This is a genomic window from Dyella marensis, from assembly GCF_049532885.1.
Classification (GTDB): domain Bacteria; phylum Pseudomonadota; class Gammaproteobacteria; order Xanthomonadales; family Rhodanobacteraceae; genus Dyella_D; species Dyella_D marensis.
Window position 1 is genome coordinate 4054136 of record NZ_CP064029.1, and the last position, 25081, is coordinate 4079216.

Annotated in this window: 19 protein-coding genes; 9 read left to right on the forward strand and 10 right to left on the reverse strand. The window is 69.4% G+C overall.

Annotated elements, in window-relative coordinates:
- The first annotated feature begins 141 nt into the window (after window positions 1-141).
- From ISN75_RS17755 to ISN75_RS17770, 4 genes are all read left to right on the forward strand, one after another.
- The gene (locus tag ISN75_RS17755; protein ID WP_343820580.1) at window positions 142-1479 is read left to right on the forward strand and encodes an APC family permease; all 1338 of its coding nucleotides are present in this window, start codon (window positions 142-144) and stop codon (window positions 1477-1479) included.
- 124 nt (window positions 1480-1603) lie between these two features.
- On the forward strand, window positions 1604-2137 hold the full coding sequence (locus ISN75_RS17760; RefSeq protein WP_167256402.1) for a (2Fe-2S)-binding protein: 534 nt from the start codon (window positions 1604-1606) through the stop codon (window positions 2135-2137).
- Complete coding sequence (locus ISN75_RS17765; protein WP_343820578.1) at window positions 2134-4443, forward strand: xanthine dehydrogenase family protein molybdopterin-binding subunit; 2310 nt, start codon at window positions 2134-2136, stop codon at window positions 4441-4443. Before ISN75_RS17760 ends, ISN75_RS17765 begins: the two co-directional genes overlap by 4 nt.
- Window positions 4444-4656: 213 nt before the next feature.
- Complete coding sequence (locus tag ISN75_RS17770; protein ID WP_167256398.1) at window positions 4657-7077, forward strand: TonB-dependent receptor plug domain-containing protein; 2421 nt, start codon at window positions 4657-4659, stop codon at window positions 7075-7077.
- Between the two features lie 183 nt (window positions 7078-7260).
- Here the strand turns inward: ISN75_RS17770 and ISN75_RS17775 are convergent, their stop codons facing one another.
- Both ISN75_RS17775 and ISN75_RS17780 read right to left on the reverse strand, forming a co-directional pair.
- Window positions 7261-9198, reverse strand: coding sequence for a hypothetical protein (locus ISN75_RS17775; RefSeq protein WP_343820575.1), 1938 nt, complete (start codon window positions 9196-9198; stop codon window positions 7261-7263).
- 76 nt (window positions 9199-9274) lie between these two features.
- Window positions 9275-10294 (reverse strand): hypothetical protein, encoded by a 1020-nt coding sequence (locus ISN75_RS17780; RefSeq protein ID WP_423385087.1) that lies wholly within the window; start codon window positions 10292-10294, stop codon window positions 9275-9277.
- Window positions 10295-10534: 240 nt separating this feature from the next.
- Here ISN75_RS17780 and fusA point away from each other — a divergent pair, with 240 nt between their 5' ends.
- Complete coding sequence (fusA, locus tag ISN75_RS17785; protein ID WP_343820571.1) at window positions 10535-12574, forward strand: elongation factor G; 2040 nt, start codon at window positions 10535-10537, stop codon at window positions 12572-12574.
- 111 nt (window positions 12575-12685) lie between these two features.
- On the forward strand, window positions 12686-13189 hold the full coding sequence (locus ISN75_RS17790; protein ID WP_343820569.1) for a GreA/GreB family elongation factor: 504 nt from the start codon (window positions 12686-12688) through the stop codon (window positions 13187-13189).
- 84 nt (window positions 13190-13273) lie between these two features.
- Here the strand turns inward: ISN75_RS17790 and ISN75_RS17795 are convergent, their stop codons facing one another.
- The 8 genes from ISN75_RS17795 to ISN75_RS17830 form a co-directional block, all read right to left on the reverse strand.
- Window positions 13274-14581 carry a DUF58 domain-containing protein gene (locus ISN75_RS17795; RefSeq protein ID WP_167256773.1) on the reverse strand — a complete coding sequence of 436 codons (1308 nt, stop codon included), beginning with the start codon at window positions 14579-14581 and terminating at the stop codon, window positions 13274-13276.
- Window positions 14581-15603, reverse strand: coding sequence for an AAA family ATPase (locus ISN75_RS17800; RefSeq protein WP_167256390.1), 1023 nt, complete (start codon window positions 15601-15603; stop codon window positions 14581-14583). The genes ISN75_RS17795 and ISN75_RS17800 overlap by 1 nt, the downstream gene beginning before the upstream one ends.
- A complete protein-coding gene (locus ISN75_RS17805) occupies window positions 15600-16715 on the reverse strand; it encodes a DUF4350 domain-containing protein (RefSeq protein ID WP_343820567.1) in 1116 nt (371 codons plus the stop codon). The genes ISN75_RS17800 and ISN75_RS17805 overlap by 4 nt, the downstream gene beginning before the upstream one ends.
- Window positions 16712-18247, reverse strand: coding sequence for a DUF4129 domain-containing protein (locus ISN75_RS17810; RefSeq protein WP_167256386.1), 1536 nt, complete (start codon window positions 18245-18247; stop codon window positions 16712-16714). The genes ISN75_RS17805 and ISN75_RS17810 overlap by 4 nt, the downstream gene beginning before the upstream one ends.
- On the reverse strand, window positions 18237-19214 hold the full coding sequence (locus ISN75_RS17815; protein ID WP_167256384.1) for a stage II sporulation protein M: 978 nt from the start codon (window positions 19212-19214) through the stop codon (window positions 18237-18239). The genes ISN75_RS17810 and ISN75_RS17815 overlap by 11 nt, the downstream gene beginning before the upstream one ends.
- A complete protein-coding gene (locus ISN75_RS17820) occupies window positions 19211-19891 on the reverse strand; it encodes an RDD family protein (protein ID WP_167256382.1) in 681 nt (226 codons plus the stop codon). The genes ISN75_RS17815 and ISN75_RS17820 overlap by 4 nt, the downstream gene beginning before the upstream one ends.
- Window positions 19891-20394, reverse strand: a complete 504-nt coding sequence (locus ISN75_RS17825) for an RDD family protein (RefSeq protein ID WP_167256380.1) — start codon at window positions 20392-20394, stop codon at window positions 19891-19893. Before ISN75_RS17825 ends, ISN75_RS17820 begins: the two co-directional genes overlap by 1 nt.
- A gap of 635 nt (window positions 20395-21029) precedes the next feature.
- A complete protein-coding gene (locus tag ISN75_RS17830; RefSeq protein ID WP_343820563.1) occupies window positions 21030-21503 on the reverse strand; it encodes an SET domain-containing protein in 474 nt (157 codons plus the stop codon).
- A gap of 200 nt (window positions 21504-21703) precedes the next feature.
- Here ISN75_RS17830 and ISN75_RS17835 point away from each other — a divergent pair, with 200 nt between their 5' ends.
- From ISN75_RS17835 to ISN75_RS17845, 3 genes are all read left to right on the forward strand, one after another.
- Entirely contained in the window at window positions 21704-22201 is a 498-nt protein-coding gene (locus ISN75_RS17835) for a hypothetical protein (RefSeq protein ID WP_167258384.1), read from the forward strand.
- A gap of 55 nt (window positions 22202-22256) precedes the next feature.
- Window positions 22257-24047: an acyl-CoA dehydrogenase C-terminal domain-containing protein gene (locus tag ISN75_RS17840; protein ID WP_168647845.1), complete on the forward strand. Its 1791-nt coding sequence runs from the start codon at window positions 22257-22259 to the stop codon at window positions 24045-24047.
- 557 nt (window positions 24048-24604) lie between these two features.
- Window positions 24605-25078, forward strand: coding sequence for a GNAT family N-acetyltransferase (locus tag ISN75_RS17845; protein WP_167258380.1), 474 nt, complete (start codon window positions 24605-24607; stop codon window positions 25076-25078).
- Window positions 25079-25081 lie beyond the last annotated feature (3 nt).

The window sequence follows — 25081 nt, forward strand, 5'->3', positions numbered from 1 at the left end:
CTTCAGCGATACAGGACCTGGACCGGCCCCGCGAGGGGCCGGTCTTTTTTTTGCAGCGCCGCCACGCTGCTGCCACCCTTGCCCGCTCCCGCATAACCCGCCATGCTCGCCGCCAGTTTTTATCCACAGGGCGGCCCCTTCATGAGCGATACCCCGGCATCCGGCTACGTGCGGCGACTGACTTCGTGGGACGCCGCCATGATCGTGGTGGGCGGGATCATCGGCGGAGGGATCTTCCTGAATCCCGGCATCGCCGCGCAGCGCACGGAATCGGGCCTGGCCCTGCTGCTGGTGTGGGTGGGCGCGGGCGTGCTCACCCTGATCGGCGCGCTGTGCTACGCCGAACTCGGCGCACGCCGCCCGCATGCCGGCGGCAGCTATGTCTACCTGCGCGAAGCGTTCGGTTCGCTGGCGGGTTTCCTGTTCGGCTGGACCATGCTGCTGGTGATCTATTCCGGCTCGGCCGCGGCGGTGGCGACGATCTTCGCCAGCTATGCCTCCGGCGTGTTCGGCCTGCCGCCGGGCACGATCAAGCCGCTGGCCGCCGGCGCGCTGGTGTTCGTGGCCGGCATCAATCTGTTCGGCCTGAAGCTGGGCGCGCAGGTGCAGAACCTGTTTACGCTGCTGAAGCTGCTCGCCGTGGCGGTGCTGGTGGTGTGCGGCTTGTTCCTGGCCGGCGCCAATGGCGCGGGCGTGCTCGCCACCGATCCGGCGCGCGGCAACGTCGGCTTTATCGGCGCGGCGCTGCCGGTGCTGTTCGCGTATTCGGGTTTTACCTATCTCAATAATCTGGCGGGCGAAGTGCGCGAGCCGCAGCGGACGCTGCCGCGGTCGTTGTTCTTCGGCATGGTCGCGGTCATCGCGGTCTACGCGCTGGTCAACATCGCCTACCTTGCCGTGCTCGGCCATGACGGCTTGGCCTTAAGCAACACTCCTGCGGCTGACGTGATGAACCGGGTGTTCGGTCCGGCTGGCGCCAAGGTGATCGCCATCGGCATCGCCATTTCCACACTGGGTTTTTGCAATATCACGCTGGTAGCCGGCGCCCGCGTGCTGCAGGTGATGGGCGACGACGGCCTGTTCTTCCGCAGCGTGGCACGCCTGCATCCGCGTCATCGCACGCCGAATGTAGCGTTGCTGCTGCTGTCCGGCTGGGCGGTGTTCCTCGCCATGACGTTCAATTTTGGCCAACTGCTCGACTATGCGACGTTCGGCGACTGGCTCGCCTGCGCCGCGGGCGTGGTCACCATTTTCTGGTATCGCTGGAAGGACAAGACCAGCGTGACTTTCAGGGTACCGGGCTATCCGTTACTGCCGCTGATCTTCGTCGGCGTCATTGCCTGGATCGTCGTGGCAACCCTGCTGGCCAAGCCGATACAGGCATGCATCGTGCTCGCCGTCATGATCGTGGGCGTTCCGGTGTTCTACTTCTGGCGTCGGATGTTCCCGGCGTCCGCGCTGCCCTCGCAGTCGCCCTGACGCCTGTCGCCGCGCTCGCCAACGCCGGCCACATGAACCACGGACCCGGCGCGAATGCGCCGCCGAGTGCCCAAGCTGCCCCCGCGATGCCACAATGCACCGGATTGGCAAGGAGAGTTTCACGATGGCGCAGGCGCAGGCCCTGGCAAGCAAACCGACCAGCAGCATCACCCCCGAGAAGGTGCGCGAAGGCATCGCGGTGGAGATCAACGGCCGCCCGTTCCGCCATACCGGCGATCCGGACATGCCGCTGCTGTGGTACCTGCGCGACGTGCTGCGCCTCACCGGCACCAAGTACGCCAGCGACCACGGCCTGGGCGGCGCCGACCTGGTGCTGGTCAACAACAAGCCGGTGTCGGCGGTGAGCGTGCCCATGCACGAGCTGGCCGACAAGAAGATCACCACCGTGGAAGGCCTCGCCGCCGCCGACGGCAAGCTGCATCCGCTGCAGCAGGCCTTCGTCGACGAGGACGCCATCGGCTGCGGCTACTGCACGCCGGGCTGGCTGATCGCCTCGCTGGACCTGCTCAACCGCCATCCCCAGCCCACCGACGACCAGATCGACCAGCTGCCCAACCTGTGCCGCTGCGGCTGCCAGACCCGCGTGCGCCGCGCCATCAAGCGCGCTGCCGCGGCGATGGCCGGAGGCCGCGCATGAGCCGCCGCACCGACACGCCTGCCCTGCCCCAGCGCCGCCGCTTCCTGCAGGTGCTGGCCGGCACCGCCGGCGCGCTGATCGTCGGCGTGCGCTACTCCGAGGCCGGCGATGCGCCGGTGCCGCCGGCCATGCTCGGCGACGCGCTGTACGGCCTGGGCGCCTATGTGCGCATCGACGCGGACGGCAACGTGCTGATCGGCGCGCGCGATCCGGACACCGGCACCGGCGTGGCCACCTCGCTGCCGCGCATCGTCGCCGACGAACTCGACGCGGACTGGTCGCGCGTGAGCGTGGTGCCGCTGGGCCTGGGCGTGGAGAACGGCAACGGCGAACCGCGCTGGACTTACGGCCACCAGCTCGGCGGCACCGGCAGTTCGATTTCCGCCGCCTGGACCGATCTGCGCCAGGCCGGCGCGCTGGCCCGCTGGCTGCTGATGCAGGCCGCCGCGCGCCGCCTCGGCGTGCCGGCCGACCGCCTGCGCACCCAGGGCGGCGCGGTGATCTCGCCGGACGGCCGCCGCTTCGACTACGGCTCGCTGGCCGAGGCCGCCTCCAAGGTGGCCCCGCCCACGGCGCCGGTGGCGGTGAAGACGCCGGACCGCTACACCCTCATCGGCCAGCCCGCCGGCGACGTCGACGCGCGCGCCATCGTCACCGGCCAGACCCAGTTCGCCATCGACAGCTATTTCGGCGATGCACTGGTCGCCGTGCTGGTGCACTGCCCGTGGATCGACGGCAGCCTGGTCAACAAGGACTTCCGCGAAGCGGAAGCGGTCAAGGGCGTGTTCAAGGTGGTCGAGCTCAAGCCCGAACCCGGCCTGCTACCCGGCGAAACGCCGCTGGCGCCGTCCGTGGCCGTGCTGGCCGAGGACACCTGGTCCGCGCTGCAGGCGCGCGCCAGGCTCAAGCTCGAATGGAAGCCCGGCCCCAGCGGCAGCGAATCCAGCGCCGCGCTGGAGCAGCAGGCCACCGAACTGGTCAGCGCGAAGACGCCTTCCGCCAAGGAGCTGGCCGCCAACCCTGCCAGCCAGCCCATTGCGCCCACCACCCGCGTGCGCAACGACGGCGACGTCGACGGCATGGCGAAGAAAGCCGCGCGCCGCGTCGACGCCACCTACGTGCAGCCCTGGCTGGCCCACGCCACCGCCGAGCCGATGAACTGCCTGGTGCGCGTGGACAAGGACCGCGCCGTACTGGTCGCGCCGACCCAGGCGCCGCAGCGCGCATGGTCGGTGGTGCAGCGGCTGACCGGCTTCAAGCCGGACCAGATCGAGATCCGCGTGCCGCGCGTCGGCGGCGGCTACGGCCGCCGGCTGGACCACGACTTCGTCGCCGAGGCGGTGATGCTGGCCAAGCTGGCCGACCGCCCCGTGCGCCTGCTGTGGACGCGCGAGGAAGACCTCGCGCACGACTACTACCGCTCCGCCAGCGTGCACAGGCTCAGCGCCACGCTGGACGCCAAGCGCCAGATCGTCACCTGGGACCAGCGCATGGCCAGCGCCTCCGCGCTCGCGCGCCGCGGCGCGCCGGAACAGCGGCTGTGGACGTCCGAAGTGGACGTCAACCAACTGCCCGCCGGCCTGGTGCCCAATTACCGCAGCGACTGGTACGCGCTGCAGTCGGCGCTGCCGCGCGGCCCGCATCGCGGCATGCCGCACGTGGCCAATGCGTTCGCGGTGGAAAGCTTCGTCGACGAGATCGCCAACGCGCTGAAGGAAGACCCGCTGGCCACGCGCCTGCGCCTGCTCGGCGACGCGCGCCAGGTGCCGCTGCAGGGCGGCGGCACTTTCGACACGGGCCGCCTGCTCAATGTGCTCAAGCTGGTGGCCGACCGCATCGAGTGGAAGAACTGGCTGCGCACCGTCAATGGCCTGGGCATCGCCTGCTGGCATATGGACGGCGCCTACGTGGCGCATGCGGTGGAGACCTCGCTGCAGGGCCAGAAGCTCAATATCGAGCGCGTGGTGTGCGCGGTCGACGTGGGCCGCGTGATCAATCCGCTGGGCCTGGAAGGACAGATCGCCGGCGCCACGCTGGATGCGCTCTCCGCCGCGCTCAATCTCGCCGTCACCTTCAAGGACGGCCAGCCGCAGCAGCGCAGCTACAAGGACTATCCGCTGGCCAGCATGGCCCAGCTGCCCGATGCGATGGACGTGATCATCGTGCCGGGCGACCGCGACCCCGCCGGCGCCAGCTTCCTGGCCATGCCCACCGCCGCGCCCGCGCTGGCCAATGCGGTGTTCCGCGTGAGCGCGGTGCGCGTGCGCAGGCTGCCGCTGATGAGGGAATTGCTGCGACTGCTGTGAGGCGGCGCGTAGCGCGTAGGTTGGGGTGAGCGCAGCGAACCCCAACGTTGCGCGGTGTTGGGGTTCGCTGCGCTCACCCCAACCTACGCCGGCCTTCATCAAAGCTTGCGCATAGCTGACATCGCACAAATGTGCGCTGCGCAGGTTTTCACGCGCGGCGTGCGTCGCTTAGTCTCGCTCTCCGGGGGGATTCACTACACCGGGGAGGGTGGGATGCATTATTCGCGCAAGACCTTGCTGTGCACCGCTATCGTGCTGGCCATGGCCGGCTTCGCCGCCACGGCGGCGGCACAGGACGCCAGCAATGGCAGCACCGCACAGAATCCGGCCGCACCGTCGGCGGACCAGAAGAAAGCCACCAATCTCGAAGGCGTGACGGTGCTCGGTTCGCGCCGCATCGGCGGTTCGGAGACCGAAACGCCCGTGCCGGTCGACGTCATCCCGATGCAGAAGCTGGCCGAACAGAGCCCGCAATTCGATCTCGCGCAGAACCTGCAGTACACCGTGCCCTCGTTCACCTCGGTGCGCCAGACCGGCTCGGACAACGCCGACCTGGTCGACTCGGCCGCGCTGCGCGGCCTGGGCTCGGACCAGACCCTGGTGCTGGAGAACGGCAAGCGCCGCCATAGCGTGGCGCTGGTGAACCTGTTCGGCGCGCGCAACCGCGGCAATACTGGCACCGACCTCAATGCGATTCCCGCGCTGGCGATCGAGCGCGTGGAGGTGCTGCGCGACGGCGCCGCCGCGCAGTACGGCTCGGACGCCATCGCCGGCGTGATGAATATCGTGCTGAAGAAAAGCCCCGGCTGCGAAAGCGTGGCGGGCTTCGGCGAATACACCCGCGGCGACGGCAAGAACTACCTCACCTCGGCGTACTGCGGCTTCCGCTTCGACAACGGCGGCAGCGTGGGCATCACCGGCGAGTGGCAGAAGCGCGGGCGTTCCAACCGTTCCGACCCGGGCGATCCGCGCACCATCGGCGACACCAAGGTCGACAACGAAACCCTGTACGTCAACGGCGAAGTGCCGGTGGCGGAATCGGCGCACCTGTATTTCACCGGTGGCGTGCAGAACCGCTCGGCTTCGTCGGCGGCGTTCGCGCGCGGCGGCATCGGCTCGGACGACATTCCTTCGCGCAACTCGGCGGCGATGTATCCGGACGGCTTCGTGCCGTACATCAACGGCGCCATCAAGGACCGCTACGCCATCCTCGGCGTGTGGGACAACTTCGGCGACTGGCGCGCGGATCTCTCGCAGACCTACGGCTACAACGCGCTGCAGGACATCATCAGCAACACGCTCAACGCCTCCATCGCCAATGCCGACCTGCTCGCCGGCGGCCCGGGCCTGAGCCCCAACCGCTTCCATGCCGGCGGCTTCTCGTTCGAGCAGGAAACCACCAACCTGGATCTGTCGCGCTACTACGGCGACATCCTGGCCGGCCTCAACATCGCCTTCGGCGCGGAATACCGCCGCGAGAACTACCGCATCACGCCCGGCGAACGCGGCTCGTACGTCGACGCCGACGGCCCCGGCGGCGGCAATGCCGGCAGCCAGGGCTTCCCCGGCTTCCAGCCCGGCGACGCCACCAACCAGAGCCGCCACAGCTATGCGGCCTATGCCGACGTGGAAACCGACTGGACGGAACGCTTCCTCACCGACGCGGCCGTGCGCTACGAGCACTACAGCGATTTCGGCTCCACCACCACCGGCAAGCTGGCCGGCGCCTTCCACGCCACCGACAAGCTGCTGCTGCGCGGCTCCGTGTCCACCGGTTTCCGCGCGCCGTCGCTGCAGCAGCGCTGGTTCTCGTCCACCTTCACCGACTTCGTGAGCGGCCAGCCGGTGGACGTGGTGCTGGCGCCGAACGGCGGCACCATCGCCAATGCCGCGGGCATTCCGCCGCTGAAGGAAGAGAAGTCCAAGAGCTATACGCTGGGCGCCACCTGGTCACCCGGCAACGATCTGCAGTTCACCCTGGACGGCTACCGCATCGATATCGACGACCGCATCGTGCTCAGCGGCCGCTTCGACACCACCGACCCGAACATCGGCGGCATCCTGCAGCAGCTGGGCGTGGGCCAGGCGCAGTTCTTCGTCAACTCGGTGGACACCAGCACCAAGGGCCTGGACTTCACCGCCAGCCACCGCATGGACCTGGGCGGCGGCACGCTGCGCACCAACTTCGGTTTCAACCGCTCGTTCACCCGCGTCAAGAAGATCCACGCCCCGCCCGCGCTGGCCGGCCGCGAGGACGTGCTGCTGTCGGACCGCGAGCGGCTGTTCCTGGAGGACGGCGCGCCGAGTTCGAAGGCGATCCTGGGCTTCGACTATGCGCTGGGCCAATGGGAAGCGAGCTGGAAGTTCATTTACTTCGGGCCGATGACGCTGGGCACCTTCAGCGGACCGCCGGTGCCGAACCAGCATTACGCAGACAAGACCTCGGCGGACGTCGCGCTGACCTACCACTTCAACGATCAGGTCAAGTTGACGGTGGGCGGCTCGAATATCTTCGACAAGTTTCCGAGCAAGCAGGATCCGAACGAGACGGACAATGGCTTCAAGTACGAAGCCGTGCAGTTCGGCTTGAACGGCGCGTCGTGGTTTGCGCGCGTGGCGATCAACTTCAAGTAACCCTCGACGTACCCCCTCTCCCCTTCGGGGAGAGGGTTGGGGTGAGGGGCCGGGCGGAGCGAAACGCTGACGCCTTGCCTCGAACTTCTTTTCGCTCTTAGAAACGCTCCCGCGAGCCCCGCCCCCTCACCCCGCCCTCTCCCCGCAGGGGAGAGGGAGAAGTGTGGTGCTTCGCGAAAATCGTCAGTGAAACTGATCGCTCGCCGGCACCCACGACGAGCTCGTCGCCTTCGCCGGCGCCGCACGCCCCGCCGGCAACCGATCGTCCACGCACCCCGGCGGCAACGGCCCTCCACTCACCTTCGCCGTCGCGCACTGCGCGCTGTTATCGAGCTTGATCGGCGCGGCCACGGTTGCCGCGGACGCCGCCGGCGCCGGCGGCACCAGCGGGTTGGCCGGCGCCAGCACCATGCGCTCGTACACCTTGTCGTCCACCGGCTTCGGCGGCGGATCGCCATTGCCGCAACCGAACAGGCCGACCGGGAACAGCGGCATCACCACGCATTCGACGCGCACGCCGCGCGGCAGGTGGAAGGTGTGGCGCACCGTGGTCTTCTCCACCGCGTGGCGCAGCGCGGTGTCGATCGAGCTTTCGCCTTCGGGCGTCCAGTCCTTTTCGAAGCGCGTGGACTTGTAGCCGATGTTCGGCGCGCGGTGCTCCATGATTTCCGTATTGCCGCGCGGCTGCAGCTGGATGTAGTTGCCGGCCAGTCCGTCCTGGCCCTCGCCCTTGCCCTGCTGCCCGTTGCCCTGGCCATTGCCCTGCCCCGGCGGCAGCGACAGATTCAGGCCGCTCTTGCCGGGGCCGCCGGGCGAAGACGCCACGCCGTTGGGCGATGCGCCCGGCGCGCCGCTCTCGCTGCCTTGCGGCGTGGCGTTCGGCGCGCTGCTCTTGCCGCTCTCGGCACTGGCGGTTTCGCCGGTGGGCGCGCTGGCCTTGGGGCCGGCGGTGGAACTGGCGGCCTGGCTCTGCGCGGGCGCGGCCTGCTCGCTGGAAGACGTCGAGGCTTCGGCGGACGACGGCGACGGCTGGATCTGCGGACGCTCCAGCGCGGGCTTGTTGTCGATCGCCACCGACTGCGGCGACACCGTCTGCACCGGCGGCGCCTGCGGCTTGTCGAGGCTGGGGCGCGCGTTCTCCGGCAGCGGCACCGCTTCCAGTTCGGCTTCGGCGACGCGGATCGAAGGCGCCTGGATACGCTGCTGCTCGCGCGGCACCACCGCGGTGGTGGCGGACTGCGCCTGCAGGTTCACCGTGGGCGCCGCCTGCGCGGGCAGCGGCACGGCCTGCAGTTCCGGCTCGGTGGGCGCGGCGACGGTCTCGGCGCGGATCGCCTGCGGCGGGCTCGGCGGCGTGGGCTTGGGCACCGCATGCTCCATCGCGATGGTCGGCGCGCTCACCTGCGGCGCGGACTGCGCGGGCACGTCCGGCAGGGCCAGCGAAGCCGGCGGCGGCATCGGCGCGCTGCCTTCGGCCTGCGCCTTGCGCACCGGCTCGGGCTGGAATTTCGGCGGCACCGGCTGCGGCGCGGGCGGCGTGTCGAGCGTGACCTGCGGCGGCTCCGCGCTGGTCGGCACGGGCTGCAGTTCCGGCGCCGGGGCGGGCTTGGGCAAGGTCACGGCCGGGCGCGGCGCGGCGACCGGTTCGGGCTTGGGTGCGCTGGGGCGGGCCTTCACCACGATGACGGGTGTTTCCACCGCGGGCACCGGCACCGGGGCGAGATCGGCTTCGACGCGAGTGGAGCTGCTGCTCTCGCGCCGCGTGCGCGCCACCGCCGGCGCACCGCCGGCCTTGCGCACGGGGCCGACTTCCTTCGGCGGCGTGCCGCGCACCGGAGGCGGCGGCGGCGGTTCGTCCTTCTTCTTCTCGATCAGCCGCACCTGCAGCGGGGCGCTGTGTTCTTCCGCCGGTTCGACCAGGTCGTACGCCGGCCCCAGGATGGCGCCGAACAGCACGATCAGATGCACCAGCAGCGTGCCGACCAGGCCCAGCACGCGCAGCAGGCGGTCGCGCGGTCGATCCTTGCGCCGATTGCGGTAGACCGCCGCGCGCGTGGCCGCCTCGCGCGGCGAAGGCAGCGCGACCGTGACGCGGGAGGGATCCTGGGGAGGCGACGACATGGCGCGCAGTGTAGCGGGCGTGCCTGCGGCAGGCGTAGGTTGGGGTTCGCCTTTGGCTCACCCCAACCTACGGCTGCTACGGTTGCGGCGGTTTCGGCGCGTGCATCTTCAGTTCGGCATCCACCGAGCGATTGGGCGTATCCACCGGACAGCCGTGCGGCAGCGGCTTGCCGTCGCGGTAGATCCGGATGCATTCCTCGTCGCTCGGCGGCTCGGGCGGATTCGGCGGCGGCGCCAGCGAGCGCGCCGGCGCCATGCTGAGGCGCTCGTCACCGTCCTTCGCCGAGGGCGGCGCGGGCGGATCGCCGCCACAGCCGCCGGCGAGCGCGGCCAGCGCCACCGCGCAGTGGATGCGCAGGCCGGGAGCGAGGGTGACGGTTTTCTTCACCGTGGTCGCGTCGACCACGCGCTTCAAGGCGCTGTCCAGGGCGTTGCCCTTGTTCCAGTCCTGGTCGAAACGCGTGGCCTGGTATTTCACCGGGTTGTCGTGGCGCATCACCTTGCTGTCGCCGACCACGCCGCGCTCGACATAGCTGGCGCTGGATGCCGCCGCCGGCTGCGCGGTGGGGAGCAGGGGCCGGCCATCCGCACCGAACAGGCGCGGCGCCGGGGCAGCGACACTTGCCGCCGGGGCCGGCGCCGGGGTGGGCAGGCTGGCCGTCATCGCGTTCCTGGCCGGCGGCTCGCGCACGGGCGCCACGCGCGGCGCGGGCGGCGGCGGGGGCGCGGCCTCCACCGGCGGCGGCGCGGAGCGCGGCATGCCGCGCGGGATAAAGCGTACCTGCAGGGCATCCCCGGCGCGAGGCGGCGGCAGCGGCTCGCCGGGCCGGGGTCGCATTTCCCACCAGGTCACGCCGATAAACAACAGGTGCAGCACCAGGGCCAGGGCCATGCCGGCCCAGAAGCGCCACCGGTCGCGCGGCTGGCGGCGCCAGCGCAGCTCGTGCAGCAGGGCACGGGTCGGACCGTCCAGCGGGGCCAGGCCACGCTCGCGCCCGTCAGGCGCGTTCCAGCGGTGATGTTCGACCTGCGGTGCGTGTTCGATGGCGGTGACCTTGAAGCGGGCGAAAGCGCGGATGGTCCGCGTGCAACCCATCCAAGACAAATCCCATCGGTCGTGGTTCCCCGCGCTGCAGCTTGACCCGGCCGCCCCCTCGCTCAAGGCTATGCGGACGGCGCCCCGCGCCGTGTCCCGCCATGACCGCCCCCGCGTCCCCGACGCCCGGACTCGCCATGACGCCCCGCCATCGTCAGCCGCAGTCGCGGCCTCGTGCGGCGCCGACTGTCGACGACCGCAGGACCCGCGCCTCCGGCTTCAGCAGAGGAGGGTCGCATCGTGTCGTACAACACGGAAACCATCCGCAACATCGCACTCGCCGGCCATGCCGGCTCCGGCAAGACCACCTTGTTCGAAGCCCTGCTGCACGCAGGCGGCGCCATCCAGACGCAAGGTTCGGTGGAACGCGGCAGTACCCAATCCGACACCGACAGCCAGGAAAAGGCGCGCGGCCACTCCATCGACAGCTGCCTCGCCGCGATCGACCTGCCCCGCTGCCATATCAACCTGATCGACACCGCCGGCTACGCGGATTTCCGCGGCGCCGCACTGTCCGCCTTCGCCGCGGTGGAGACCGTCGCCATCGTGGTCAATGCCGCCAACGGTATCGAGTACGGCACCCGCCGCATGATGGAGCGCGCGAAGGAGCGCGGCCTGGCCCGCGTGCTGGTGATCAACAAGATCGACACCGACGTCGCGCGCCTGGAAGCGCTGACCGAAGCGCTGCGCGAAGAGTTCGGCTCCGAATGCCTGCCGGTGAACCTGCCCGCCGATGGCGGCGCGAAGGTGCTGGACTGTTTCTTCCACAGCGATGGCGCCACCGACTTCTCCTCGCTGGCCGAAGCGCACCAGCGCATCCTGGACCAGGTGGTGGAAATCAACGAGTCGGTGATGGGCTCCTATCTCGATGCCGGCGAAGAAGCGCTCACGCCGCAGCAATTGCACGATGCGTTCGAGCAATGCCTGCGCGAAGGGCATCTGGTGCCGGTCTGCTTCGTCAGCGCGCGCACCGGTGCGGGCGTGGCCGAGTTCCTGGAGCTGGCCGAGCGATTGCTGCCGAATCCGTCCGAAGGCAATCCGCCTCCTTTCCTCAATTTGAAAGACGAAACCATTGAAGTCGGCGCCGATCCGGCCAGGCACGTGGTCGCGGACGTGTTCAAGATCGTCAACGATCCCTTCGTCGGCAAGCTCGGCGTATTCCGCGTGTGGCAGGGCACGATCCGCCGCGATACGCAGCTGTTCATCGACGACGGGCGCAAGCCGTTCAAGGTCGGCCATCTGTTCCGCCTCAACGGCAAGCAGCATGTGGAGATCGAGCAGGCCATTCCCGGCGATATCGCCGCGGTGGCGAAAGTGGAGGAAATCCACTTCGATGCCGTGCTGCACGATTCGCACGACGAGGACCTGATCCACCTCGCGCCGCTGCGTTTTCCGCAGCCGATGTTCGGCCTGGCGCTGGAGCCCAAGCACAAGGGCCAGGAACAGAAGCTTTCACAAGCACTGACGCGGCTGTCGGAGGAAGACCCCTGCTTCCGCGTGGAGCACCACAAGGAACTGAACGAAACCGTGGTGCGCGGCCTGTCCGACCTGCACCTGAAGGTAATGCTCGAACGCATGAAGGAACGCTACGGCGTGGAAGTGGTGACCCACCCGCCGCGCGTGGCCTATCGCGAAACCATCGCCAGCCGGGCCGAAGGCCACCATCGCCACAAGAAGCAGACCGGCGGCGCGGGCCAGTTCGGCGAAGTGTTCCTGCGCGTGGAACCGCTGGATCGCGGCGCGGGCTTCCAGTTCGTCGACGAAGTGAAAGGCGGCGTGATTCCCAACCAGTTCCTGCCGGCGATCGAGAAAGGCGTGCGCCAGGCCATGGAGAACGGCGCGGTGGCCGGCTATCCGATGCAGGACCTGCGCGTGACCGTGTACGACGGCAAATACCACCCGGTGGATTCCAAGGAAGTGGCCTTCGTCTCCGCGGGCAAAAAGGCCTTTCTCGACGCGGTGGGCAAGGCGCGGCCGATTGTGCTGGAACCCATCGTGGACGTGGAAGTGGCCATTCCCGAAGCGAATGTCGGCGACGTCACCGGCGGCCTGGCCGGCAAGCGCGCGCGCATCCTGGGCACCGATACGCAGCGCGGCGGCGAGCTGGTGATCAAGGCGCAGGCGCCGCTGGCCGAGCTGATCGACTACCCCTCCGAGCTGAAGGCGGTGACCGGCGGACGCGGCCGCTACAGCCTGGACCTGAGCCACTACGAACCGGTGCCGCCACCGGTGCAGAAGCAGCTCAGCGAGGCGTGGAAGCCGCATGTGGAGGAGGACTGACGGCGGCTTCACATCAATCGGCCACCAGGCGCTTGAGCGGACACCGCGATGGCGCCATCTACATGGAAGAACCACGCGTGCGCTCCGCGATACCGGAGCGCGGGAGGAATCATGAGCCGTGCCTTCGTAAAGGACAGCGACGACGCGGGCGACGCCTTGCCGGAAATCCCGCTGAGCGAACATCCCAACTACGTCACCCCGCGCGGACTTGCACAGCTGCGCGCACGCCTCGACGCCGCGCAATCGCGGCGCGACGCCTTGAAGACCGGCGAGCCGACCTTGGCGCAGCAGAGCGAGCTGGCCGCGGTGGAGCGCGAGCTGCGCTGGCTGAAGGCGCGCGTGGCCGGTGCGATCGAGATCGACCTGGCGCAGCAGCCGCGCGACCGCGTGGCGTTCGGCGCCGGGGTGACGGTGGATTCGGCGCAGGAAGGCGAGCATGCCTACCGCATCGTCGGCGAGGACGAGGCGGATGTGGAGCACGGCCTGGTGAGTTATGTGTCGCCGCTGGCGCGGGCGTTGATCGGGGCGCGCGTCGGTGAGGAGGTGACGTGGCTGCGGCCGGCGGGGGATCTGAAGGTGGAGATCGTGGCGATCGATTACGGCGACGATACCTGAGCAGTCCAACGCCGGCACCTGCGAACACGCCGCAACGTTGGGGTTCGCCTGCGGCTCACCCCAACCTACGACGGTATCGAAGGGCTACAAGCGCCCTGCTCTTTTCACCGCCAGATAGCGCTCGACCAGCACACCCGACAACTCATTGCAGCTCACATCCAGCATCGCCACGCCCTCGCGCCGCAGCGCGTCGTGCATCGCATCGCGCTGCGCGAGGTAATCCATGGCCGCGGCCGCGCGGATCGCCGTATCCAGCTCGTGATCGACCGTCGCCGCCGCCTGATCCAGCGCCAGCTCGCGCAGGCTCACCACCAGCACCAGGTGCCGCCGCGACAGCAGCCGCACCGCCATGCGCAGCTCTTCGTCGTCCTCGTCGCGCACATTGGTCACCAGCACCACGAAGGCGCGCCGCCGCTGCCTGGCCTGCAGCGCGCTCGCCGCGGCAAGGTAGTCGGTCGCTACCGCTTTGGGCTGCAGGTCGTAGCCCGCGCCCAGCAGCATGTCCATGCCGCCGCTGCCCTGCTGCGGCGGCATCCAGCGCAGGTCTTCGCCGGCGCAGGCGAGCATGCCGACCGAATCGCCCTGGCGCAGCGCGATATAAGCCAGCGCCAGCGAGGCATTGAGCACGTGGTCGAAATGCGCCAGGCGGTCGTCCTGCGCCAGCATGCGGCGGCCGCAGTCGAGCAGCAGCACCACCTGCTGGTTGCGTTCGTCGCGGTATTCGCGCGACACCAGCCGTGCCACGCGCGCGGTGGCCTTCCAGTCGATCTTGCGCAGGCTGTCGCCGATCCGGTAATCGCGCAGTTCGTGGAATTCGGTGCCTTCGCCGCGCCGGCGCTGCAGCCGCGCACCGACGCTGCGCGAGGCGACTTCCACGCTCAGGCCCGCCATGCGCGCCAGCGGCGCGAAGTTCGGATACACGCGCAGGCTGGCCGGTTCGCCGATGGTGCGACGCTGCGTCCACAGCCGCCACGGCGAGCGCAGGCGCAGATGGCTGCCGGCGAAATCGAAGCGGCCGCGGCCGGTGGGCGTCAGCGCGTAATCCAGCGCCAGCTCGCGCCCCGGCGGCAAGCTCAACTGGCGCGGCATGCCGCGCACCGGCCAGCCGCCCGGATGCAGGTCGTGCAGTTCGAACGCGAGCGTGCGCTTGCCCTGCGGGCGCAGGCGCAGGCCCACCACCAGCTCGGGCCCCAGCGGCACCACCGGCGGCAGTTCGCGGCCCAGCACGGGGCTGGGTTCGGCGCGCAGCTGGCGCGCGTCGAGCGCGGCGGCGGCGGCCAGCAGCGCGGCAAACGCCAGCCACGCCGCCAGCGGCAGCCAGCCGATCGCGGCCAGCACGCCCAGCGCGGTCCAGCCGAGCAGCAGCCACAGCAGGGTGGAAGCCGGACGCATCATTGGCGGGGCGCGGCCACCTTGTGCAGCAGCGCCTTCAGCACGTCGTCCGGGCGCTGGCGCTCGATCAGCGCTTCCGGCGCCAGCAGCAGGCGATGGCGCAGCGCGGGCAAGGCCACCGCGCGCACGTCGTCCGGGGTGACGAAGTCGCGGCCGTCCAGCACCGCCTGCGCGCGCGCCAGGCGCACCAGCGCCAGGCCGCCGCGCGGACCGGCGCCGCCGAGCACGCCGGGCCATTCGCGGGTGGCGCGCGCGATGCGCACGGCGTAGTCGATCACCGCCGCGTCCACGCGCAGCTCGGCCACGCCCTGCTGCAGCGCCAGCAGCTCGGGCTGGCTCAGCACGGGGTTGACGCGCGAGACGTCCAGGTCGGCGGCGACGCGGCCGCTCAGCACTTCGTCGACCATGCGCTTTTCGTCGTCCAATGTCGGGTAGTCGATCAGCACCTTGATCAGGAAGCGGTCCAGCTGCGCTTCCGGCAGCGGATAGGTGCCTTCCTGCTCGATCGGATTCTGCGTCGCCACCACCATGAACGGCGCCGGCAGCGGGAAGCGGCGGCCTTCGATGGTCACCTGGCCTTCCTGCATGCATTCCAGCAGCGCGGCCTGGGTCTTGGCCGGCGCGCGGTTGATCTCGTCGGCCAGCAGCAGGTTGGCGAACACCGGGCCGCGGCGGATCTGGAAGCGCTCGGCCTTCGGGTCGTAGATGGCGTGGCCGGTGACGTCGGTGGGCATCAGGTCCGGCGTGAACTGCACGCGGCCGAAGCTGCAGCTCACCGCGGCGGCGAGCGCGCGCACCAGCAGGGTCTTGCCCAGGCCCGGCACGCCTTCGATCAGCACGTGGCCGCCGGCCAGCAGGGCCAGCAGCACTTCGTCGAACACCTGCTCCTGGCCGATGAAGGCGCGCGCCACCTGCTCGCGCAGCGAAGCGATGCGCGCCATCAGCTGGTCGAACGGCAGCGCGGACACGGCGGCGGCCGGCGGCTCCGGCGCCAGGGCGGGGGAAGGCGATTCGGTGGTCATGGGCGGCTCCTGAGTCGCGCCAGGGTGGTGATGCTTTCGCGGAACGCGTTGGCGTTCGCGGGGATCTGGAAGGCCCGCGCCAACTGCGCGGGATCGACGCCGTGGCGGTCGGCCAGGCGTTCGTACAGCGCCTCGCCTTCGAGCTCGGCGCAGGACGGATCCTGCCGCCGCGCGCGCGCCAGCGCGGCGCGGCAGGCCAGCGCGTGCAGGCCGAGGCCCGCGTCGCGCCGATAGAGGAATTCACCGGCCGCCTGCACGTGTTCCAGCAGCGCACGGCGCTGCAGCGGCGGCGCCGGCATCAGCGGGCCCAGCCGCGCGCTGCGCATCGCCATCCAGGCCAGCAGCAGCACGGTGAGCGCGAGCAGGCCGGGCCAGCCGCGGGTGAACAGCGCGAGCCAGAAGGAGGGACCGTCCAGCGCGTAGAGCAGCCACACGTGCCGCTCCTCCGACGGCGCCAGCACGCGCAGGGCGAAGCGCTGCTGCGCCGCGTGGCCCAGCTCGCGGTTGGAGAGCGGCGCCAGGTCGGACAGCAGGCTCACTTCGCCGTCGCCGGCGTAGTAGCGCGCGAAGGAGTAGCCGCGCTGGTGGCCGCCGATCAGCAGGTCCGCGTTTTCGGCGGCTTCGTCATCGAGCAGGAAGCGCGGGCCGCACAGCACGAAACTGGCCTCGCTCTTGTCCGGCACATCCGTGCTCAGCCGGTCGCAGCCTTCTTCCATGCGCTTGGACGAAAGCCCGCCCAGCGCCTCCAGCAGCGGCGTATGCGCGGCATCGTCCGCCGGGCCCGGCGCCAGCACCAGGTGGCCACCGGCGTTGACCCAGTCGGCGATGCGCTGCGCGTCATCCACGCCGATGCGTTCCAGGCCGTCGCCCAGCACCAGCGTGTCGTTCTCGCCCAGCGGCACGCGGCTCGGCGACAGCGTGGCCACCGAACTCACCGGAATGTCGAGCTTCGCCAGCGTACGTTCCAGCGCGAAGAAGCGGTTGTACTTCGCCTCGCCCTTCGCCTCCGCCGGCACGGTGATTTCCTGCCGCTCGAACAGGGTGAAGAAACCGATCAGGCCGACCGCGAGCACGGAAGCCAGCACGATCACCAGCACCGGCGCGCGATTCATGCCGCGCTCCCGTGCCGCGCGGGCCAGCCGTCGAGCAGGCGGGCGAAATCCTCGTCGCGCGGATAGCGGTCCGCGTAGGCCGCGTACTGCCACGCGCGCACGATCGCCTCGGCGCGCTGGCGCCGCTGCGTGTCGCCCAGCCGGCGCGCGCTGCGCAGGCAGTCCGCCTCGGTGGCGTCCTGTTCCACCGGCAGCTGCAGCGCCGCCGCCACCTGTTCGACGCAGCCGCGATAGAGCAGCGCCAGCGCCTCGCGGCGGTGTCCGCCGCTCCACAGGCGGTGCGTGGCGCCGGCCAGGTCGTCCGGCAGCACCTCCTGCACCTCGATGGTTTCCAGGTGCGTGTCCAGCTTCGCCTCGCCGCGCGCGCGCGCCGCGATCACCGGCATGCGCGCGCGCCGGATCACATACACCGCGATGGCGACGATCAGGCCGATCAGCAGCAACGTCAGCAAACCCTTTACGCCGATCGCCAGCACATTGCCGAAGCCTTCGAACGGCGAACGCCCGAGCTGGACCGGCTTGGGATTCCACGACCAATTGCGCGGCACCCAGGTGTGGTCCTTGTGCGCGCCGCCGAAGCGCGGATCGCGGAAGGCTTCCGCTGCCGCGGTGGCGAAGCGCTTGTCGCTGTTGCTGGCGGGCACGGCGAAGGCATCTTCGATCCGGGTGACCGGCGCTTCTTCCTTCTTGGGCGCCGCGACCTTCTGCGCCCAGGCCCCGTGCGGACAGGCGCAAACCAGCGCCAGCAGCAGCACGGCGGCGGCGCGGCCGGCGGCGAGCCAGCGGTCGCGCAGGCGGCGGAAGGCCAGGTCCACGTCCCAGGCTTCCAGCTGCGTGCGGCGGTTGAGATAGAGCGCGAAACCGGCGGCCACGTGCAGCGGCTCGATCGCGCTCCAGGCCAGGTAGGCCACGCCGGCGATCAGCGCGCCGGTGACTTCGGGCGTGCGCCGCGCGACGCCGCCCACCGAGCCGCGCACCCAGTCGGGCATCAGCTCGGCCGGAATGAACAGCACCACCGACAGGAACAGGCCAAGGAAGATCACCAGCGCCAGTTCCAGGCAGCCGAAGGCCAGCGACGAGGCCTCGGTGCCGATCGGCCGCCGCAGCACGCGCCAGCGTTCGCCGCGCTGCTTGCCCGCAAGGCCTTCGAGCAATTCCATCGGCAGGCGCAGCGCGCGATGGCTGTCGATGCGCCGCCAGGTGATCGAGGCGATGGTGCCGCCCCAGCGCCACTGGCGCTGGCCGCGCAGCGTCTCGCGCCAGCGCGGTGCGCGCTCGAACACGGCGCGCGACAGCACGTACAGCGGCACGCGGTCGAACAGCGGCAGCAGCCACCAGATCAGCAGCGTGGCCAGCCAGGGCCAGTGCAGCAGCCAGCCCAGGGCGATGCACAGCGCCGCCACCGGCAGGCTGAAGGCGAACCACGCGGACCACACCGTTCTGGCATGCGCGCGCAGCATGGCCGCGCCGAGGTCGACCGCCTCGCGCGCCGTGCGCGGACGCAGGGCCACGGTGATGCGTTCAAGCTCCATCGCCGCCCTCCGCGCCGCCGCGCCACAGCCAGCCGATCACCAGCACCCACAACAGCGCGGCGCTGCCGAACTTCAATACATTCGGAAACCAGGCGATCGACGACCAGAACGCCTCGATCGCCGCGGCCACCAGCAGCATGGCGAACGCGCCCAGCGCCAGCTGCGCGCCGATCCAGCCCGCCGCCACCATCGCCGGGCCGCGCCGCTGCCGCCCCGGCGCCAGCAAGGTGAGGCCCAGCCGCAGGCCCGCGCCGCCGGCGATCACCAGCGCGGTGAGCTCGAACGCGGCATGCGCGGCCACGAAGCGCCAGAACGGCCCGCCGTAGCCCATCTGGGTGAGGTGGCCGGCGACGCCGCCGATGATCACGCCGTTGGCGGCCAGTACGTAGACCGCGCCCACGCCCAGCACCAGGCCGGAAGCGAAGGTGCGGAACGCGATGCTGACGTTGTTCATCACGTAGGTGCCGAACATCGCCATGTCGGTGCCGCTGCTGCGGCCGATCTTGTCGTTGCTCGGGTCGTACATCTTCTCGAATTCGGCCAGCTGTCCGCTGCCGAAGATCGAATGCGCCCACTCCGGATGGAACTGCAGCGCGATCAGGCAGAACAGCGCCGGCCCGAAGAACAGCACCGCCGCGGCTGCCATGCAGCGCCATTCGCTGCGCACCAGCCGCGGAAAACCCGCGATGAGGAAAGTGAGCGCCCGATGCCAGCGCGGCGCCGGCGGGCGGTACAGCAGGCGATGGCCTTGCTGCACCATGCGCTGCAGGCGGTCGGTGACTTCGCGGCTGTAGCCGCGCGCACGCGCCAGCGCCAGGTGATGGCACAGGCGGCGGTATTCGGCCGGAAAACCACCGGCGCGCGGACTGCGCAAAGCCTGGCGCTGCTTGCGCTCGACCAGATCGAGCCAGTGCTGCAGCTCGTTCCATGCCTCGCGATGCAGGGCGACGAACCGTTCCTGCTTCATGCGCGCCCCAGCAGCCAGTTGGCATAGCCGAGCAGGCGCTGCACGCCGGCTTCGCCGGTGCAGCCGGTCAGCGGCTGCAGCAGGTCGGCCAGTTCCTGCTGGCGCTGCGGCGTGAGCTGCGCGCAGCGTTCGGCGAATTCCACGATCACCGCCTGCTCGTCCGCGGCCAGGCCCGGCGGCGGCGCCACCGGCGCCACGCTGGGCACCTGGCTGCCGGCCGGCAGTTCGCCGCCGTGGATCACCAGGGTGCCGGCGATGACGTCGCCCAGACGCCGCCCATAAGGATCGATCAGCGTGCTGGCCAGCCCCACCGCGTATACGCCCGGCAGGATGTCCACCACGCGCAGCAGGTTGCGCAGCACCGAAGGCACCAGGGTCACCGGCGCGCCGTCGGCGCTGACCACGCGCAGGCCCATGGCGCGCTTGCCCAGCGTCTGTCCGCCGAACCACACCTCGCACACCACCGCATAGGCCCACATCAGCACGAACATCAGCAATGCACCCACGCCCGCGCCGGCCCGGCCGAGCAGCGACAAGGGAATCATGCCGGCCCAGAACACCAGCATGCGCAGCACGAAATCGATCGTCCACGCCTGCGCGCGCGGCAGTGCGCCGGCCGCGCGCAGGCGTAGAAACACCCCTTCGGGCGTTTCGATCTGCCGGAGCGTATCCAGCATCAGTCGGTGATGACGATGGTGTCCGCGATCATGTCGTGCAGGCAGCGGCGTTCGGCGCCGAAGATCACCAGCGAGTCGGCCAGCGAGATGAAGCCGCCGAGGTAGGGAATCGCACCGAGCAGGCTGATCGGGATGATGCGCATGCCGATGATGCGGCCCAGGCCGATGCGGTCGCCGTTGCTGCGCACGATCTTGATGCCGAGCACTTTCTTGCCGATGGTCTGGGCGTTCTGGTGCAGCAGCACGCAGTTGACGACGAAGATGCCCAGGATGATGAGCAAGCCGACCGCCACCGCGACGATGCCGCCCTCGCCCTTGCTGGCTGCCGCGCCGCCGATGCCGACCAGCACGGCGCCTACGCCGACGATCAGGCCGTCGAGCAGGGCTGCGCCGAGGCGCTGGCCTCGCGTGGCCTTGCGCGATTCGAGATCCTGTTGCGAGTAGCCCCCGACGTCGGCCACGGCGGATTGCGGCGCGGCGTAGTAGTTCTGTTCCTTTTCCATGGTTCCGTCCTTGTGGGTGAGTGCCAGCCCCCATAGCAGGCACTCGGGGGAGTATAGGGAGGATTTCTCGCGTGTGCATGAGGGGTTGGGGGCCACGTCGCTCCCCTACTCGTCATCCCGGCGTAGGCCGGGATCCAGTGGCGTTATCGCCTGGTTTTCGCGTTATCGCGAACGGGCCGCTTATGCAGCGGGCATTCCGGACGCCTGCCGGCGCCCGGGTCACTTTCTCTTTGCTGGCCCAAAGAGAAAGTAACCAAAGAGAGAATGGCCTGAGAGCCAAGGCTCGCGACGCGACTAGAAGGAGCGGTGGGCGGCTGCGGTAACTTGATTAACCTGGGTCTACACGAAACCACAGTGCGTTTGCGTAGCGGGTGCTTCAACGTGCCGTGGCCGAGAGGATTTTCAGGGACTGGGGCCGGCTTTGGTTCTTCGTTCCTGCCTACCTCACCACTACACCCCTCTCCCCTCCGGGGAGAGGGCAGGGTGAGGGGCCGGGCGGAGCGAGGGGCGGAAGGTCGATCGAGGGCTGAGCTTGGCCTTTGCTTTCTGCGCTGCAAGAGGGGCTCATCGCTTGCGTACGGGCATGAAAAAAGCCGCGTGTTCCGCACGCGGCTTTTTTTCTTGGCCTGCGGGGCTCAGCGGCCGCGCTTGGGTTTCAGCATGGTGCCGATGCACTTGGGGGAGCCGCACAGGCACTTCCAGACCTTTTTCAGGCGGGCGGTGTGGGGCACGTCCAGGATGATGCCGTAGTCGTAGGTGAGTTCTTCGCCGGGCTTGATGTTGCGGATGGCTTCGATGAAGACCCGGTCCTTGCGGCGGTCGTCGCCTTCGGCTTCCAGGACCAGGGCCTGGCAGTTGGGGTCGCAGCTGTGGTTGATCCAGCGCGCCGTATTGCCTTTGCGGTTGGCGTCGATCAGGTATTCGTCGTTGAGGGTGAACAGGAAGGTGTGGCCGGTTTCGCCGCCGTCGCCGTACATCACGTCGGCGTCCTGGTGCGTCATCAGCGTGCCCTTGTACTCGACGATCTCCTCGCCCTTCTTGATCGGCGCGGTGGCGAATACGCCATTGCCGTGGATGGGGGAGCGGCGGGCGATGAAACGACGGGACATGGGGAGGGACCTGGCTCGGGGAAATGGGGATGATGCCTTGTTCGGGGGGGAGCAGGGAACGGGGAACAGGGAACGGGGAACATGAAGGAAATCGCGAACCCCACCTCACATCGGTCTACAAGCTCCCCGCTCCCCGTTCCCTGTTCCCCTTTCCCCTTCTCATGGCAGAATCGCCATTCAAACGATCGTTTGGAGTGGCCATGTCGCGTCGGCTGTACCGCCTGATCCCGCTGCTGCTGTTGCTTGGCCTGCTCTCGCTGGGGATGGTCGCCTGCGGCCCGCCGCGCAAGAGCGTGTTCCCGCCCACCATCAGCATCCAGGAGATGACGGTGCGGCCGGACGGGCAGTGGCAGCTCACCGTGCGCATCCAGAACAACAGCTACGGCGGCATGAATTTCCGCTCGGTCGACGGCGAACTGAAGCTGGCCGAGCTGGTGCCGGTGCGCCTGCACGCCAGGTTCGACCTGGACATCCCCGCCTTCGCCGGCGACATCACCCGAATCACTGTGCTGCCCACGCCGGAAATGAGCCAGGCGCTCGCCGCGGCGGCGGCCAAGGGCAGCGGCGGCTCGGTGCCGTACAGCGTGGTGGGCCGCGCCAGCGCCAAGCCGGAACAGGAAGACCAGGCCCGCGATTTCGAATTCCACGGCAACGACTGGCTCTCGCCGGTGCCGGGCATCGCCAACACCTGGCGCTGAGCAAGCGCCGCGCTTTTCACCCATTTCATCACCGCATTCCAAGCAGGAACCCGCAATGACCATCTACAAGGCTCCCCTCGACGATCTGCGCTTCGCCCTTTACGACGTGCTGGGCGCGGAAGCGACCCTGACCAGGCTGCAGGGCGGCGAAGGCCACACGCGCGACCTGCTCGACGCGGTGCTGGAAGAAGCCGGCCGCCTGAGCGAGGCGCTGCTCGCGCCGTTCAACGCCAGCGGCGACGAGGAAGGCTGCAAGTACGACAAGGCCACGCAGACGGTGACCACGCCCAAGGGCTTCAAGGAAGCCTTCAAGGCCTTCGCCGAAGGCGGCTGGACCGGCCTGACCCAGGCCGAGCATTTCGGCGGCCAGGCGCTGCCCAATACGGTGGGCACCGCCACCACCGAGATCTTCCAGGCCGGCAACCTGTCGTGGAGCCTGTACCCGCTGCTGTCCGAAGGCGCCTGCCACGCGATGGAGCTGCACGGCACCGAAGAACAGCAGAACACCTACCTCAAGCCCATCGTCGAAGGCCGCTGGACCGGCACCATGTGCCTGACCGAGCCGCAGGCCGGCTCGGACCTCGGCCTGCTGAAGACGCGCGCCGAACCCGCCGACAACGGCAGCTACAAGGACGGCGCCTACAAGATCACTGGCACCAAGATCTTCATCAGCGCCGGCGAGCACGACCTGGCCGAGAACATCATCCACCTGGTGCTGGCCCGCCTGCCCGACGCGCCGGCCGGCAGCCGCGGCATCTCGATGTTCATCGTGCCGAAGTTCAAGGTGAATGCGGATGGCTCGCTGGGCGCGCGCAACACCGTGGTGGCCAGCAATATCGAGCACAAGATGGGCCTGCGCGGCTCGGCCACCTGCGTGATGAATTTCGACGCCGCCGAGGGTTACCTGATCGGCCAGCCGCACAAGGGCCTGGCCGCGATGTTCACCATGATGAATGCCGCGCGCCTGGGCGTCGGCGTGCAGGGCCTGGCGCTGGCCGAGCGCGCGCTGCAGAACAGCTCGAACTATGCGCGCGAGCGCCTGCAGGGCCGCGCGCTGTCGGGTCCGAAGTTCCCCGACAAGCCCGCCGACAACCTGCTGGTGCAGCCGGACGTGCGCCGCATGCTGCTGACCCAGCGCGCCATCGTGGAAGGCTCGCGCGCCCTGCTGCTGTACACCGCGCTGCAGACCGACGTGGAAGCGCGCGCCACCGACGAAGCCACGCGCAAGAACGCCAGCGACCTGGTCGCCTTCCTGATCCCGATCGCCAAGGGCCTGGTCACCGAGCTGGCGCAGGAGTCGACCAAGGAAGCGCTGCAGGTCTACGGCGGCCACGGCTATATCGTGGAAAGCGGCGTGGAGCAGTTCGTGCGCGACGCCCGCATCATCACCCTGTACGAAGGCACCACCGGCATCCAGGCCGCCGACCTGCTGGGCCGCAAGATCCTCCAGCTGCAAGGCGCCGGCTTCAAGCTGTTCCTGCAGGAAATCCAGGCCTTCTGCCAGCAGCACGCCCAGGACCCCGCCCTGCTCCCGCTGATCGCCCCCCTGGCCAAGACCGCCAAGGAATGGGCCGACCTGACCCTGGCCCTGGCCGCGCGCGTGCAGGGCAATCCGGAGGAACTCGGCGCCGCCGCCATCGATTACCTGTACTACTCCGGCTACGCCACGCTGGCCTATCTGTGGGCACGCAGCGTTGCCGCGGCGAATGCGAGCGGCCAGCCGGAAGCGTTCAAGCAGGCCAAGCGCGACACGGCGTCGTTCTACTTCGCACGGATGCTGCCGCGTTGCCTGACGCACAAGGCGGCGATTGAAGCGGGCGTGGGCACGCTGCCGGGGATTGGCTGAGGCTGTCGTGCTGCTCAGGTTGCGGTGGGCTTTAGCTCACCGCTCCGGCCGGCCCCTCACCCCCACCCTCTCCCCGGAGGGGAGAGGGGGATGACGGGCGGGGCGAAAATCCGGCGAAGAGCTCGCGGCGCAGCCGCGGCGTTCCGCTGTTGCTCTTGATCTACCGGGCCCCTTGGCGCCGGCGGTGAGGGCTGGACGAAAAGGCCCCGCAGGGGGCGAGGACAGGAGTCCTCGCCTTTTTGATCAGGGCATGGATGCCCTGTCAAAAAGCCCGGCCAGCCCTCACGGACCCTCAGCAGCGCAGCTGCTGAGGGCGCCGAGCAGGGTGCCCTTCTCTTTGCTTACTTTCTCTTGGGCACGCAAGAGAAAGTAAGTCGGGCCGCGGCAGCGGCACGAAACACTCGCCAACGGCGAGCCACCCAAGCCTCAGCGCAACAACCGAGCGATACAGTCACTGGATCCCGGCCTACGCCGGGATGACGAGCCCCGGGCGGTACTTCCGCCCACCCACACTCCGGGTGTAGAACCGACCCCCGGCCCCCAACACGCCCAAGCGCATGAGCGACCCCTCGTTCCTGATCCGTCTAGCCGAAGACGACGACGACTTCATCCTCGGCCTGGTCCCCCGCTTCGTCGATTTCCACCTGCCGAACTGGCGCAAACGCCACGAATGCATCGACGGCATCCGCAAGGACCTCTCGCGCCACCTGGAAGAACAACCCGCCAACAGCTTCCTGTTCGTCGCCGAAGACGAAGACGGCCACCCGGTCGGCTTCGTCCACCTGCAGAAGACCCAGGACTACTTCACCGGGCGCGTGAACTGCCACATCTCCGACCTCGCCGTCGCGCAGACCCACGAAGGCCAGGGCGTCGGCCGCGCCCTGCTCGACCACGCCGAAACCTGGGCGCGCGAACACCGCTGCCACCTGATCACCCTGGCCGTGTTCCCCGGCAACGAGCGCGCGCGCAAGATCTACGAGGAAGCCGGCTACGGCGCCGACCTGCTGCGCCTGGCCAAGCCGGTGCGCTGAACG